A 12,313-nucleotide genomic window follows, 5' to 3' on the forward strand; every position below is an offset into this window, starting at 1 on the left:
TGGCGAACGGGCCGGGCCGCACGGCGCCACCCCGCCACCGGCGCCCGCGACGGCGCCACCCCGATCCGGGAGTCCCCCCATGCGATACGCCTTCGTCGGGCTCGGCCACCGGGCGCAGATGTACGTGGACGCGCTGCTCGGCGCGTGGAGCGACACCGGCGAGATCGCCGCGCTCTGCGACCCCAACCGCACCCGCCTGCGCTACCACCTCGACCGCATCGGCCGCGACGTGCCGTGCTTCGCGCCCGAGGAGTTCGGCGCGGTGCTCGGGCTCGCCGACGCCGTCGTGGTCGCCACGGTCGACGCGGCCCACGCCCGCTACGTGGTCGCGGCCCTCGACGCCGGCAAGGACGTCGTCGTGGAGAAGCCGCTGTGCACCACCGCCGAGGACTGCGCGGCCATCGCCGACGCGGCCGAGCGCGGCGCCGGCCGGCTCATCGTCACCTTCAACTACCGCTACTCGCCGCGCAACAGCGCCGTCCGCAGGCTGATCGCCGGCGGCGCGATCGGCGACGTCACCTCGGTGCATTTCGACTGGTCGCTCGACACCATCCACGGCGCCGACTACTTCCGCCGCTGGCACCGCGACAAGGCGAACTCGGGCGGCCTGCTGGTGCACAAGTCCACCCACCACTTCGACCTGGTGAACTGGTGGATCGACGACGCCCCGGCGTCGGTCTACGCGCAGACCTCGCTGCGCTTCTACGGCGCGGGCAACGCCCGCGCGCGCGGTCTCGGCGACCGCCCGGCGCGGGCGCGGAACGCGCCGCGGCTCGGCACCGACCCCTTCCTGCTGGACCTGTCGGCCGACCCCCGGCTGACGCGCCTGTACCTGGACGCCGAGCACGAGGACGGCTACCTCCGCGACCAGGACGTGTTCGGCGAGGGCGTGACGATCGACGACAACATGGCGGTCCTCGTCCGCTACGAGGGCGGGGCGCTGCTCACCTACTCCCTCAACGCGCACGCGCCGGCGGAGGGCTACCGCGCCGTCGTCAACGGCACCGCCGGGCGGCTGGAGCTGGACGTCGTCGAGCGGGCGTGGACACCGCCGCACGCGGCGATCGACCCGACCGCGTCCGGGAAGGAGCACGCCGCCGGGGCGTCGGAGCGGCTCGTCCTGCACCGGCACTGGCGGGAGCCTGAGGAGATCGAGATCGGCGGCGGCGCGGGCGCGCACGGCGGCGGCGACGCCCTGCTGCTCGACGACGTGTTCCGCGGCCCATCGGACGACCCGCTCGCCCGGCAGGCCGGATACCGCGCGGGCGTCGCGAGCGTGCTGATCGGCGTGTCCGCCGACCGGTCCGCGGCGACCGGCGCTCCGGTCGCCCTCACGGCCGGCGGCACCCGGGTGGCGGACTGATGCTCCCCGGCGAGTTCGCGGGCCTCGCCGGCATCGCCGCGCGCCGGCGCGGCCTGTTCCCCGAGCCCGGCCCCGACCTGCCCGAACGCCTCCGCGACGTGCTCGGCGTGCCGGCGCTGACCGCCGGGGACGTCCGCGTCGAGCACCGCTGGACCGGCGGCGACCTGGCCGGCGAGGAGCTGTCGTGGACGGTCGGGTTCGGCCCCCGCACCCGCGCCTACCTGCTCCGCCCGCGCGGCGCCGCGGGGCCGCTGCCGGGCGCCGTCGCGATGCACTGCCACGCGGGCGTGAAGTGGGCGGGCAAGGACAAGATCGCCGACGGCCCGGACCCGCCCGCCGCCGAGATCGTCCGGCTGCGCGCCCGGCTCTACGGCCGCCGCGGCTACGCGGGCGAACTGGCCCGCCGCGGCTTCGCCGTCCTCGCCCACGACGTCTTCGCCTGGGGCAGCCGCCGCCTCCCGCTGCCCCTCCCGCCGGACCCGGGCGCTAGCGAGGCCGACCGCTACGACCGCGCCGCCCGCGACCACGAGCACGTCCTGGCGAAGGCGTGCACGCTGCTCGGCACCTCCTTCGCGGGCGTCCTCGCCGCCGAGGACCTCGCGGCGGCGGCGTACCTGCGCTCCCGTCCCGACGTCGCGTCCGTCGCCGCGATCGGCCTGTCGGGCGGCGGCGCCCGCGCCGCCCTCCTCGGCGTGCTCGACCCGCGGGTGAGCGCGGTCGTGGTGGCCGCGATGGTCGCCTCGTTCCGCGACTTCCGCGAGGAGCACGTGGCCGCGCACTCCTGGGCACTGTTCCCGCCCGGGCTGACCCGCCTGGCCGACTGGCCCGGCGTGGTCGCCGCCCGCGCCCCGGCGCCGCTGATGGTCCTCTACCCGACGGCCGACCCGCTCTTCCCCGCCGAGGGCGTGCGGCGGGCGCACCGCCAGATCACCGGCGCCTACCGGGACGCGCCCGGCCGCTACACCGGCGCGTTCTTCGACGCGGGCCACGAGTTCGACCGGACCATGCAGGACGCGGCCTTCGACTGGCTCGCCGGCACGGTCGGCGGCACTGAGAAAGCGCTTTCAGACACCAGCTGAGAGAGACCCATGCGCACACCCCCCGCTCCCCAGGCCAGATCACCGCCCCGCACCGCCGCGCGTTCTCCCGACACACCCCCACCCCCGATCAGCCAAGCTCCCCCTCTGGAGACGAACGATGCAATTCAAACCCGCCATTGCCTGCGGATCCTTACTCGCCGGCGCGCTCGTCGCGCTGTCCGGCACCGCCGCGCAAGCCGCCACGACCCGGTACGAGGCCGAGAACTCCCCGGCGGTGTGCACGGGATCCGTCGACTCCGACCACACCGGCTACTCCGGCAGCGGATTCTGCAACACCGACAACGAGACCGGCGCCTACGCGCAGCTCACCGTGAACGCCCCCGAGGCGGGCACGGCGACGGTGCGCGTCCGCTACGCCAACGGGACGTCCGCGGCCCGGCCCGCGAACGTGACGGTGAACGGCGCGGCGGCCGCGTCGGCGCAGTTCCCCGGCACGGGCTCGTGGGACGGCTGGACGACCGCCACGGTCAGCGTGCCGCTCAACGCGGGCGCGAACACCGTCCGGCTGACCGCCACCACCGCCAACGGCCTCGCCAACATCGACTACATCGAGGTCGAGACGGACGGCGGCGACACCCCGCCGCCGTCGGACGCCGACGCGCTCTACGTCGCGCCGGGAGGCGCCGACGGCGCGTCCGGGACCGAGTCCGATCCGACGACGCTCACCTCCGCGATCGGCCGCATCGCCCCCGGCGGGACGATCTACATGCGCGGCGGCACCTACCGTTACTCGCAGACCGTCACCATCCCGGCCGGGAACAACGGCACCTCCGGCGACCGGACGCTGCTGTCCGCCTACCCCGGCGAGGCCCCCGTCCTCGACTTCTCGGCGATGAGCGAGGACCCCGCCAACCGCGGGCTCGCGGTCAACGGGTCGTACTGGCACCTGTACGGCCTGGTCGTCGAGCACGCCGGCGACAACGGGATCTTCGTCGGCGGCAGCGGCAACGTCATCGAGCGCGCGGTGACGCGCTTCAACCGGGACACCGGGCTGCAGATCTCGCGGATGTCATCCGGCACCCCCGAGAGCCAGTGGCCGTCGAACAACCTCGTCCTCAGCTCGGAGTCCCACGACAACGCCGACTCCGACGGCGAGGACGCCGACGGGTTCGCCGCCAAGCTCACCTCCGGCCCCGGGAACGTCTTCCGCTACGACGTCTCCCACAACAACATCGACGACGGCTGGGACCTCTACACCAAGAACGAGACCGGCCCGATCGGCGCCGTCACCATCGAGGACTCCCTCGCCTACGGCAACGGCACGCTCAGCGACGGCGGCCAGGCCGGCAACGGCGGCCAGGCCGGCAACGGCGACCGCAACGGCTTCAAGCTCGGCGGCGACGACATCGCGGTCAACCACGTCGTCCGCCGCAGCATCGCCTACGGCAACGGCCACCACGGGTTCACCTACAACAGCAACCCCGGCTCGATGACGATCTCCTCCAACATCGCCATCGACAACGCCGAGCGCAACTTCTCCTTCGACGAGGGCGGCTCGGTGTTCCGGAGCAACACCTCGTGCCGCTTCGACGGCGACGGCTCCAACGACAAGACGGTGGGCGACGCCGACGGCTCGAACCAGTTCTGGACGGGCTCGAACGGGTCCCGGTGCTCCTCCTACGCCGGCGCCCTCGGCTGGTACTTCGGCTCGGACGGCCGTCTCGTCGTCACCTTCGGCGGCAGCCCCGCGACGCCGTGAACGGCGCACCCGGATCCGGATCGAGAGAAGAGGCGAGGACGAGATGAGACGAGCAGCCGCAGTGAGGCTCTCGGCGGCGCTGGCGGCGGCCGTCGCGGCCGCGACCGGCGCGGCCCTGTCGGCGCACGACGTGGCGGCGGCCGCGGGCGGCGCGACCGGCTACGCGACGCAGAACGGCGGCACCACCGGCGGCGCGGGCGGGCAGACCGTGCGCGCCACGACCGGGACCGCGATCCACGCGGCCCTGTGCGACCGGGCGAGCACGAGCACCCCCATCACCATCCAGGTCGAGGGCACCATCGACCACGGCAACACCAGCAAGGTGTCGGGCGACGGCTGCGACACCGCCGACGACAGGATCGAACTCAAGGGGATCAGCAACGTCACCATCGTCGGGGTCGGCGGCGGGGCCGTCTTCGACCAGCTGGGCATCCACATCCGCGACTCCAGCAACATCATCGTCCAGAACGTGAACGTCCGGAACGTCAAGAAGTCGGGCTCCCCCACCTCCAACGGCGGCGACGCGATCGGCATGGAGAGCGACGTCCGCAACGTCTGGGTCGACCACGCCACCCTGGAGGCGTCGGGCGGCGAGGACGAGGGCTACGACGGCCTCTTCGACATGAAGGACAACACCCGGTACGTGACCCTGTCCTACAGCGTCCTGCGCAACTCCGGGCGCGGCGGCCTCATCGGGTCCAGCGAGAGCGACACCTCGAACGGCTTCGTCACGTTCCACCACAACCTGTACCAGAACATCGACTCCCGGACGCCGCTGCTGCGCGGCGGAACCGCCCACAGCTACGACAACCACTTCGTCGGGCTCGCCAAGTCCGGCATCAACTCCCGGGCCGGGGCGCACATCAAGGTCGAGAACAACTACTTCGAGGACTCCAAGGACGTCCTCGGCACCTTCTACACCGACGCCCTCGGCTACTGGCAGGTCGCCGGCAACATCTACGACAACGTCACCTGGACCGGCGAGGGCGAGGAGAACCACCCCGCCGGCCCGGACCCCCAGTCCAACACCTCCGTCGGCATCCCCTACTCCTACAGCCTCGACGACGCCGCCTGCGTGCCGGACATCGTGAGCCAGACGGCGGGCGCGAACAAGGGCCTGCGGACGTCGGACGGCAACTGCGCGCCGCAGTCGCCGACCCCGACGCCGACCGACCCGACACCGACCGACCCCACCCCCACGCCCACCGACCCCACGCCGACGCCGACGGTGCCGAGCGGGACCAACCTCAGCATCGGGGCGGGCTCCGACGGCTCCGGCAAGGCCGACGGGACCAGCTACGGCAACGTGCGCGACGGCGACATGGGCACCTACTGGTCGCCCGCCGGCACGACCGGGTCGATCTCGATCAAGTGGGGCTCCGCCACCGCGGTGTCCGCGGTCGACGTCCGGGAGGCGGCGGGCACCGCCGGGACCATCGGGTCCTGGCAGCTCATCGACCATGACACCGGCGCCGTGCTGGCCTCCGGCACGGGCGCGGGCGCCGTCTCCTTCGCGCGGACGGAACTGCGCAAGATCACATTCAAGATCATCAGCGCGTCCGGCACGCCGCGGGTCGCCGAGTTCGAGACCTACGCCGGATAGCGGCACGGTCCCGCCCCCCGCCGCCGCCCGGCGGGTCCGGTGCCCCCGGATCCGCCGGGCGGGCCCCGCCGCCGGCGCGGCGCGGGCGTCAGGCCAGCTGCGCGAAGGCCGCGTGCAGGGCGATGAAGGCGCCGAAGCCGAGGAGCAGGCTGCCCGCCGCGTTGACGGCCGCCCTGGTGTACGCGCCGTCCTGGATCAGGTGGACGGTGTCGAGCTCGAAGGTGCTGAACGTGGTCAGCGCGCCGCACAGGCCTGTGCCCATCAGCGCCTCGACGTAGGTCCCGGTCCCCGCGCCGTGCAGGGCGCCGAGCGCGCCCGCGCCGAGCAGGTTCACCGCGAGCGTCCCCCACGGCATGGACTTTCCGGCGGTGGCCTTGACGTAGCCGTCCAGCACGTAGCGCATCGAGGCGCCCACGGCGCCGCCGGCGAGGACGAGCAGTACCACGATGAACGTCGTCACGGCGCGCTCCCGGACTCGGGGTGCGGGATCCTGCGTCCGATCGCCAGGCCCACGGCGATCGCGGCCCAGCCGACGGCGACGCTGATCAGCGCGTAGCCGATGGCCAGCGACGGCTTTCCTCCGTCACCGAGGGTGTAGACGCCGTCGATCAGGTGCGAGAACGTCGTGAACCCGCCCAGGTACCCCGTCACGGCGAGCGGCCGCACGTAGGGGTGCGAACGGCCCGCGAGCAGGTAGCTGGTCAGGACGCCCATGATGAGGCAGCCGAGGATGTTGACGGTGAAGGTGTTCCAGGGGAAGCCGAGCTTGGCCGCCGGGATCGCCTGGGTGAGCCCGTAACGGGCGAGGGCGCCGAGCGCGCCGCCTACGGCGACGTCCGCGATGACCCTCGGCTTCAGCCCCGGCAGGGGCGGCGGCCCCTTGTGCGGGTGCAGGACGCGCGCCTCGGCCCGTTCGCGGTTGTGCAGGCGCCCCCACAGCGGTTCCTTCACGCGCCGGCCCCCGGTGGCGCGGGGACGCCGAGCAGCAGCCGCCGCGCGGCGTCCCAGGTGCGGTGGAACGCGGCGTCCACCTCCGGGGACCGGTCGCCGAGCATCCGCGCCCACGCCCCGCGGCCGCCGGGCAGGACGCTCGCCCCGCCGCGCAGCCCCGTCCCGGCGAGCGCCTCGTGCATGGCGTCCGCGACCTCCCGCGCGGGCCTGGCCCCGGTGATGACGTACAGCGACGCCATGAGCCCGAAGCCGTCCATGACCGCGGGGCCGGCGGTGCCGTGCTCGGCCGGGATGAGCCGGAGCGGGTCGGCGAACAGCAGCCGGCCGCCGGGGTCGCGGACCTCCAGGTCGGTGCAGTAGGCGTCGTAGGCGTGCCACTCGCCGCGGGCGAGCCGCCCGGCCATCAGCTTCTCGCCGATGACGACGGTCGCCTCCGGGTCGGCGGTGACGCTCATGCGCTGGTAGAACCGCGACTCCCCGAACGGGATCGTGGTCGCGGGCAGGTACTCCACGTGGCTGCCCGGCCCGGCGGCGAGGTCGACGACCTGGGTCGCGTAGTCGTGCTCCATCCGGTAGATCCGCGTGGCGGTCTGGGTGGTGAAGTGCACGGCCGTCCCCGGCCCGCAGTCCAGCGCGAGCCGGTACCGGTCGCCCTGGAGGACGCCGGCGCCGGCCGTCATGAACAGCACGCACGGCATGTCGGGCCGGCCGGGGTCCGGGTACAGCGGGCGGGTGGTGTGCAGCGGCGCCTTCTGGAAGCAGCCGGTCAGCTCCGTCCGGCCGCCGGACACGGCGAAGTCCAGTTCCAGCACGCCGACCTTGCCCGGCGAGCCGACCGGAAGCGTGTCCGGCGGCGCCGCGTACCGCGCCACCCCGGCGGGCAGCCAGCCGGGCGCGCACCGCTCCGGCGCGGCCCGGGCGAGGTCGCCGGAGACCCCGTCCGGCGGGGCGGTCACGCCGGTGAGCACAGCGCCTCCCGGCGCTCCAGGACGAAGTCGGCGACCTCGGCGACCCCGGTCCCGGTGAGGCAGTCGGTCAGCGCGACCGGGCGCGTCCCGCGCACCTTCCGCGCGTCGCCCTCCATCACGGCGAGGTCGGTGCGCACGTACGGCGCGATGTCGATCTTGTTGATGACCAGCAGGTCGGAGTCGGTGGTGCCCGGGCCGCGCTTGCGCGGCATCTTCTCCCCCTCGGCGGTGTCCAGCACGAACACGTACACGTCCGCGAGCGCCGGGCTGAAGGTGAGCGTCAGGTTGTCGCCGCCGCTCTCGAACAGCAGCACGTCGATGTCGGGGAACCGGTCGAGCAGCTCCGAGGCCGCCGCGAGGTTCATCGTGGGGTCGTCCCGGACGGCGGTGTGCGGGCACGCCCCCGTCTCGACGCCGACGACGCGCTCGGCGTCGAGCGTGCCCGCCAGCGTGCGGCGGACGTGCTGGGCGTCCTCCTGCGTGTAGATGTCGTTGGTGATCACGCCGGGCCGGTGCCCGCGCTCCACCAGGATCGGCACCAGCGCCTCGATGAGGGCCGTCTTGCCCGACCCCACCGGCCCGCCGATGCCGACCTTGTACACCTGGTCCAGTTCCATGGCGTCCGTCCTCTCTCAGGTGATGAACAGGCGGGCCTCGGCCCGCTCGTGCAGGGCCGCGACCGCGTCGGCGGCGGGCGTCGAGGCGTGCAGGTCGCGGGGGTCCCGGGCGGCCAGCGCGGTCTCCGCCGCGCGGGCCAGCTCCGGCCGCAGCTCCCGCAGCAGCGCCTGCGCCCGCCGGAAGTCGATCCGCGCGAGCCGGACCGCCGCCGCCGCGCAGCTCGCCGCGAACGCGTACAGGTCGCTCGCGACCGCGTCCCGGACCGGGACGCCGAGCCCCGCGTGGATCGCGCCCACGGCGACCGGGTGGGTGCCGGGCGCGACGCCGTCCGCGACGAGGCCGGCGAGCCGGGCGGCCGGGGCCGACCCGAACGCGGGCCCGGCGTTCTCCAGCACCTGCCGGCCGGTGCGCACCGACGCCGTCCGCTGCTCGCGGCCGAGCTTCAGCGCGTGCAGCCTGCGGTCGGTCTCCACCAGCAGGTCCCAGTCGCCGGCGGTCACCGCCCGGTGCGCCAGCGCCAGCGCCGCCGCGTCGCCGGTGCCCGCCGCCCGCACCAGGTCCGCCACCAGCGCCGGCAGGTCGTCCGCGCCGGCCAGGCCGAGCTGGGCGTGGCCCTCCAGGCCGTGCGACAGGGTGTAGAGCCCGCTGGGGAAGCCGGAGTCGGTGAGCTGCAGCTGCGCGAGCAGCGTCTCCAGCCCGCCGGCCTCCGGCCTCCCCTGCGCCTTGGCGTCGGTCATGCGATGTAGTGCAGCCGGTTCAGCGGCAGCGAGCGGGCCGGGTCGATGGTGACGCGCTCCCCGTCCACCGTGACCCGGTACGTCTCCGGGTCCACCCTGACCTCGGCGAGCGTGGAGTTGTACATCATGTGCCGCTTGTCGACCGTGCGGCACTGCTGCACCGGCCGGATGATCCGCTCCAGCCCGAGCTTGTCCGGGACGCCCTCGGAGATCGCCGCGTCCGACATGAACGTCACGCAGGTCTCGCGCAGCGCCCTGCCGAACGCGCCGAACGTCGGCCGGAAGTAGACCGGCTGCGGGGTGGGCAGCGAGGCGTTCGGGTCGCCCATCTCCGCCCAGCTGATCAGCCCGCCCTTGATGACCATGGCCGGCTTGGCCCCGAACGAGCGGACCGGCCACAGCACGATGTCGGCGAGCTTGCCGTCCTCCAGCGACCCGATCTCGTTCGCCATCCCGCAGGTGCGGGCCGGGTTGATGGTGACCTTGGACAGGAAGCGCAGCACGCGGGTGTTGTCGTTGCGCGCGGAGTCCTCGGGCAGCGGGCCGCGCTTGTCCTTGCAGTGGTGGGCGACCTGGAAGGCGCGGGTGACCGACTCGCCGACCCGGCCCATCGCCTGCGAGTCCGACCCGATGATGCTGATGATGCCGAGGTCGTGCAGGACCGTCTCCGCCGCGATGGTCTCCGGGCGGACGCGGCTCTCGGCGAACGCCAGGTCCTCCGGGACGTCGTAGCTGAGGTGGTGGCAGACCATCGTCATGTCCAGCAGCTCGTCCGCCGAGTTGACCGTGTAGGGCAGCGTCGGGTTGGTCGAGGCGGGCAGCACGTTCGGCTCGGAGGTGATCTGCAGGATGTCGGGCGCGTGCCCGCCGCCGGCCCCCTCGGAGTGGTAGGTGTGGATCGCGCGGCCGTCGATCGCGCTGATCGTGTCCTCCACGAACCCGGCCTCGTTGAGCGTGTCGGTGTGGATGGAGATCTGCACGTCGTGGTCGTCGGCGACGCGCAGCGCGCAGTCGATGACCGAGGGCGTGGTGCCCCAGTCCTCGTGCACCTTCAGCCCGCAGGCGCCGGCGCGCAGCTGCTCGTCCAGCGGGCCGGGCAGGCTGCCGTTGCCCTTGCCGTAGACGGCGATGTTGATCGGGATGTCCTCGTAGGCCTGCAGGATGCGGGAGATGTTCCACGGCCCCGGCGTGCAGGTGGTGCCGCGGCTGCCGTCGGCGGGCCCGGTGCCGCCGCCGAGCAGGGTGGTGATGCCGTTGCTCAGCGCGTGCTGCGCCTGCTGCGGCGCGAGGAAGTGGACGTGGGAGTCGATCGCGCCGGCGGTCGCGATGAGGTTCTCCCCGGAGATCACCTCGGTGCCCACCCCGACGATCAGCCGCCGGTCCACCCCGTTCTGGGTGTGCGGGTTGCCGGACTTGCCGACCCCCGCGATCCGCCCGTTCTTGATGCCGATGTCGCCCTTGACGACGCCGAGCAGCGGATCGATGATCACCGCGTTGGTGATGACCGTGTCCAGGGTCGTCGTCGCGCTCAGCGAGGCGGGGTCGGCGGACATGCCGTCCCGGGCGGTCTTGCCGCCGCCGTACTGGGTCTCGTCGCCGTAGTGGCCCTCGTTGAAGTCCTTCTCCACCTCCACCACCAGGTTGGTGTCGGCGAGGCGGATGCGGTCGCCCACGGTGGGGCCGTACATGCTCGCGTACTTCTCGCGGGAGATCGTGGTCGCCATGGGTCAGCCCTTCCTCGACCGGCCCGCGCCGGCCTTCGCGCGGGCGCCCCGCTTGGCGGGGGCCCGGTGCCCGTTGCCCGACCCGTCGCCGCTCGGCGCCTCGGTGTCCAGGTAGCCCCACTCGTGCATCCGGCTGAACGCGGCCTCCCGCGCGGACCTGGACCGGACGCTGCCGTTGAGCAGCCCGCCGAACCCGACGATGCGCATGCCGCCGCCGTACTCGACGAGCCGGATCTTCTTGGTGTCGCCCGCCTCGAACCGGACGGCGGTTCCCGCGGGGATGTCGAGGCGCATTCCGAAGGTCTTCTCCCGGTCGAAGCTCAGCGCCCGGTTGACCTCGAAGAAATGGAAGTGCGAGCCGATCTGGATCGCCCGGTCCCCGGTATTCTGCACGGTCAGCGTCTCCCGGTGCTGCCCGGTGTTCAGTTCTATCTCTCCGTCGCCGAATATGTAGACGTCCTCAGCCATGAGCGGCCATCCCCTCCAGGGTCGTCTCGATGTTCTCGGAATTAGCGTGGTAATGCCCGTGGCCGTGGCCGTGGCCGTGCCCCGCGGCGATGCCGAGGCCGTCGTCGCGGACGTGCGCCCAGCGCCGCTCCGCTTCGGCGGCGCGCTCGCGGACCAGGGCCGCGACGGCCGCCGGCGCGAGCAGCGGCCCGGCGGCCACCGCGCCGGGGCAGGGCGGGGGCACGACGAGCGAGGCGGGCACGACCGCCACGTCCCGGGCCCCCAGCAGGCGGCAACGCTCCACGCCCTCGGCCACACCGGGCTCGCCGCCGTCGAAGGCGACCTCCACCCGGCGGACCGGCAGGTGGTGCCAGACCAGCCGGGCGACCTTGAACAGCTCCGCGTCGGCGCCCGGCCCGGCGGCCGGCGCGACCAGCAGCACGGCGTCCGGGCCGGCCCCCGCCCGCGCGGCCCGCATCACCGCCGCGCGGATCCACCCCACCAGGTGCGTCACCGTGCCGAGCGGCCCGGCGAGCAGCAGGTCGCCCGGCGCCCGGTCGCGCGCCGCCCAGGCCAGGGTCTGCGCCGCCGCGGGCGCGAGGTCCGGGTCGCGGCCCAGCGTCATCGGGACCGCGACGGCGCGCGGCAGGCCCCGCAGCGCGGTCCGCAGCCCCCGCCCGGGGCCGTGCACCCCGGCCGCGGGGGCGCTCTCGTGCCCGCCGACCGGCAGGACGGCGCGGCCGGGGGCCTGCGTCACTTGCCGCCGCCGACGGGGTCGTGGCAGGAGACGAGCTTGGTGCCGTCGTCGAACGCGGCCTCGACCTGGATCAGCGACAGCATGCCGCGCACGCCCGGCATCACGTCGTCCGGCCCGACGACCTTCTTACCCAGCTCCATGCAGTCGGAGACGGTCTTGCCGTCCCGCGCGGCCTCCACGATCGCGGAGCTGATCAGCGCGACCGTCTCGCCGTGGTTGAGCTTCAGGCCGCGCTGCCGGCGTTTCTCCGCCATCTCCGCGACGGTGAAGATGAGCGCCTTGTCGATCTCTCGTGGTGACAGGTTCATCGATGCCCCTTTCTGCCCGGATGCCGCCGGGACGCGGA

Annotated in this window: 12 protein-coding genes and 1 pseudogene; 4 read left to right on the forward strand and 9 right to left on the reverse strand. The window is 73.7% G+C overall.

The window, feature by feature from the left end:
• Positions 1-79 precede the first annotated feature (79 nt).
• The 4 genes from HUT06_RS24270 (at position 80) to HUT06_RS24285 (ending at position 5,765) form a co-directional block, all read left to right on the forward strand.
• Positions 80-1,363: a Gfo/Idh/MocA family protein gene (locus tag HUT06_RS24270; RefSeq protein ID WP_176197835.1), complete on the forward strand. Its 1,284-nt coding sequence runs from the start codon at positions 80-82 to the stop codon at positions 1,361-1,363.
• Positions 1,363-2,442: a dienelactone hydrolase family protein gene (locus tag HUT06_RS24275; RefSeq protein WP_176197836.1), complete on the forward strand. Its 1,080-nt coding sequence runs from the start codon at positions 1,363-1,365 to the stop codon at positions 2,440-2,442. The genes HUT06_RS24270 and HUT06_RS24275 overlap by 1 nt, the downstream gene beginning before the upstream one ends.
• Positions 2,443-2,560: 118 nt before the next feature.
• The gene (locus HUT06_RS24280; RefSeq protein WP_176197837.1) at positions 2,561-4,162 is read left to right on the forward strand and encodes a carbohydrate-binding protein; all 1,602 of its coding nucleotides are present in this window, start codon (positions 2,561-2,563) and stop codon (positions 4,160-4,162) included.
• A gap of 43 nt (positions 4,163-4,205) precedes the next feature.
• Positions 4,206-5,765: a polysaccharide lyase family 1 protein gene (locus tag HUT06_RS24285; protein WP_176197838.1), complete on the forward strand. Its 1,560-nt coding sequence runs from the start codon at positions 4,206-4,208 to the stop codon at positions 5,763-5,765.
• A gap of 88 nt (positions 5,766-5,853) precedes the next feature.
• Here the strand turns inward: HUT06_RS24285 and HUT06_RS24290 are convergent, their stop codons facing one another.
• The 9 genes and pseudogenes from HUT06_RS24290 to HUT06_RS24325 all read right to left on the reverse strand — a co-directional run bounded on the left by HUT06_RS24290 (position 5,854) and on the right by HUT06_RS24325 (position 12,275).
• Complete coding sequence (locus HUT06_RS24290) at positions 5,854-6,225, reverse strand: CrcB family protein (protein ID WP_254715358.1); 372 nt, start codon at positions 6,223-6,225, stop codon at positions 5,854-5,856.
• On the reverse strand, positions 6,222-6,716 hold the full coding sequence (locus tag HUT06_RS24295; RefSeq protein WP_217711419.1) for a CrcB family protein: 495 nt from the start codon (positions 6,714-6,716) through the stop codon (positions 6,222-6,224). The genes HUT06_RS24290 and HUT06_RS24295 overlap by 4 nt, the downstream gene beginning before the upstream one ends.
• Positions 6,713-7,684 (reverse strand): urease accessory protein UreD, encoded by a 972-nt coding sequence (locus tag HUT06_RS24300; RefSeq protein ID WP_254715359.1) that lies wholly within the window; start codon positions 7,682-7,684, stop codon positions 6,713-6,715. Before HUT06_RS24300 ends, HUT06_RS24295 begins: the two co-directional genes overlap by 4 nt.
• The gene (gene ureG / locus HUT06_RS24305) at positions 7,669-8,301 is read right to left on the reverse strand and encodes an urease accessory protein UreG (RefSeq protein ID WP_176197839.1); all 633 of its coding nucleotides are present in this window, start codon (positions 8,299-8,301) and stop codon (positions 7,669-7,671) included. Before ureG ends, HUT06_RS24300 begins: the two co-directional genes overlap by 16 nt.
• 15 nt (positions 8,302-8,316) lie before the next feature.
• Positions 8,317-9,039 carry an urease accessory protein UreF gene (locus tag HUT06_RS24310; RefSeq protein ID WP_176197840.1) on the reverse strand — a complete coding sequence of 241 codons (723 nt, stop codon included), beginning with the start codon at positions 9,037-9,039 and terminating at the stop codon, positions 8,317-8,319.
• Positions 9,036-10,763: an urease subunit alpha gene (gene ureC, locus HUT06_RS24315; RefSeq protein ID WP_217711420.1), complete on the reverse strand. Its 1,728-nt coding sequence runs from the start codon at positions 10,761-10,763 to the stop codon at positions 9,036-9,038. The genes HUT06_RS24310 and ureC overlap by 4 nt, the downstream gene beginning before the upstream one ends.
• A gap of 165 nt (positions 10,764-10,928) precedes the next feature.
• A pseudogene (gene ureB / locus HUT06_RS45280) lies at positions 10,929-11,231 on the reverse strand (urease subunit beta); the annotation flags it as partial.
• On the reverse strand, positions 11,224-11,967 hold the full coding sequence (locus HUT06_RS24320) for a hypothetical protein (protein ID WP_176197841.1): 744 nt from the start codon (positions 11,965-11,967) through the stop codon (positions 11,224-11,226). The pseudogene ureB and the gene HUT06_RS24320, both read right to left, overlap by 8 nt.
• Positions 11,964-12,275 carry an urease subunit gamma gene (locus HUT06_RS24325; protein ID WP_176197842.1) on the reverse strand — a complete coding sequence of 104 codons (312 nt, stop codon included), beginning with the start codon at positions 12,273-12,275 and terminating at the stop codon, positions 11,964-11,966. Before HUT06_RS24325 ends, HUT06_RS24320 begins: the two co-directional genes overlap by 4 nt.
• Between the last annotated feature and the right edge of the window lie 38 nt (positions 12,276-12,313).

Source organism: Actinomadura sp. NAK00032 (assembly GCF_013364275.1).
Lineage (GTDB): Bacteria > Actinomycetota > Actinomycetes > Streptosporangiales > Streptosporangiaceae > Spirillospora.

Coding starts and splice junctions, on each gene's coding strand:
- HUT06_RS24285 (WP_176197838.1), top strand. CDS start 4,206: ATGAGACGAGCAGCCGCAGTGAGGCTCTCGGCGGCGCTGGCGGCGGCC.
- HUT06_RS24310 (WP_176197840.1), bottom strand. CDS start 9,039: ATGACCGACGCCAAGGCGCAGGGGAGGCCGGAGGCCGGCGGGCTGGAG.
- HUT06_RS24270 (WP_176197835.1), top strand. CDS start 80: ATGCGATACGCCTTCGTCGGGCTCGGCCACCGGGCGCAGATGTACGTG.
- HUT06_RS24280 (WP_176197837.1), top strand. CDS start 2,561: ATGCAATTCAAACCCGCCATTGCCTGCGGATCCTTACTCGCCGGCGCG.
- HUT06_RS24325 (WP_176197842.1), bottom strand. CDS start 12,275: ATGAACCTGTCACCACGAGAGATCGACAAGGCGCTCATCTTCACCGTC.
- ureC (WP_217711420.1), bottom strand. CDS start 10,763: ATGGCGACCACGATCTCCCGCGAGAAGTACGCGAGCATGTACGGCCCC.
- HUT06_RS24275 (WP_176197836.1), top strand. CDS start 1,363: ATGCTCCCCGGCGAGTTCGCGGGCCTCGCCGGCATCGCCGCGCGCCGG.
- ureG (WP_176197839.1), bottom strand. CDS start 8,301: ATGGAACTGGACCAGGTGTACAAGGTCGGCATCGGCGGGCCGGTGGGG.